The following is a 1,609-nucleotide window of genomic DNA, read 5'->3' on the forward strand; positions in this document are numbered from 1 at the left end:
GCCCGGCACTGCCGCCCCGCCTGACCCGCGAAGAGCTCGCCACCCCGGCCGCGGATCTGACCGGCGCCAAGTGGGAGCGAGTGAAGGCCTACGAGTACGTCGACGTCGACGGCGTCGTGCAGCAGCGGGTGCACCGCGAGGAGACCGTCGTCGACGGCGTCCGGCACAAGCGCTTCACCCAGAGCTACCGCGGCGCCAACGGCCGGTTCGTCAAGCGCAAGCCCGAAGGCTTCGCCCCCCTGCTGTACAACCTCCGCGCCGTCACCGACGCCGTCACGGCCGGCGGCGATGTCTGGCTGCTCGAGGGGGAGAAGGACGCCGACAACGCGATCGCGCAGGGCCTGGTGGCCACGACTAACGCCGGCGGCGCCACCGCGTTCCCCGCCGAGCTCGTCGACCACTTCCGCGGCGGCCGCGTGCACCTGGTCGTCGACAACGACCACGCCGGCTACAAGCGCGCCGCATCCGTGACCGCGCAGCTGCTGCGCGAGCGCATCGAAGCCCGCGCCTACCTGCCGGCGCTCACCGACCGCAAGGCCGACTTCACCGACCACCTGGACGCCGGTGGCACCACCGACACGCTCGTCGAGATCTCTGTCGACGACGCCACCGCGCTGGATGCCGCGGCCGAAGCCGCGAAGCTGCTCGTCCAGGTGGAGATCTGCCGCAAAGAGGCTCGGGCGCAGCTGGACGCCCAGGGTCAGGACCGTGGCATCGCCGAGCGCAACGCCGAGGCGTGGGCGCGCGAGTCGTCCAAGCGGCTCGAGCGGGTCACGTCGCTGCAGCCGCTGATCGCCGACCATCTGAGCGAGCGCGCCGAGTCTGCCCGTGACGAGCTCGCCGCGACCGTCCGCGAGGCCGCGGAGATCGCCCGCGACACGTACCAGATCGCCGGTCTCGACGTCCCCGCCGATGTCACCGCCGCCCTCGGCACCGTCCCGGCCGAAGCCGATGCTCCCGAGACCGCCGACGTCGACGCGGCCGGCGAGAAGCCCGCCCGCGACCCCCGCACCCTCAACGTCTCGTTCCAGACCGGCGGTGCAGCCGGCGGCGCCGGCGGCGGCAAGGGTAACGGCGGCCGCGGCCCCCGGTTCGATGGCGGGGACTCGGGCAAGCGGGCCGTGATCAAGCGCGAGGAGTACGACGTCGTCGACGGGATCACCGTCAGCGTGAAGTGGGTGCTCGCCGATGATGCCGACGAGGACGGCAAGCAGAAGTGGGAGCCGCGCTACACCGCGGTCCTCAACGGCTGGGCCGAGATCGAGACCGTCGCCGTGGAGGACGACGGCACCGACAGCGAGATCGCCCGCTCGCCGCACATGATTGCGATCCGGTTCTACCGCTACGTCCGCGACGCCCGCGGTAACGCCGTCGCCGACGAGGAGACCGGCCACCCGCAGATCGAATCGACCCTCGTGAAGTTCGACGAGGAGCAGCTGCGCACCGGCACCTGGGCGCAGGCGCTGCCCTGGCCGAACCTCATCGAGTCCACCACCCGCCGCGGCAAGGATCAGGCGTGGGACGCGATTCGCAAAGCCCGCCAGACCGTGGCCAGCAACAGCCTCGTCTACACCACCCTCGGGTGGCGCACCACCGCGGCGGGGCAGCC

At 72.1% G+C, this 1,609-nt stretch carries 1 pseudogene; it reads left to right on the plus strand.

Features of this window, described 5'->3' with window-relative positions:
• Positions 1–1,609: pseudogene (locus tag AX744_RS20780) on the plus strand (hypothetical protein); the annotation flags it as partial.

It is taken from the genome of Microbacterium sp. CCH5-D1 (assembly GCF_001557335.1).
Taxonomy (GTDB): Bacteria; Actinomycetota; Actinomycetes; order Actinomycetales; family Microbacteriaceae; genus Microbacterium; species Microbacterium oxydans.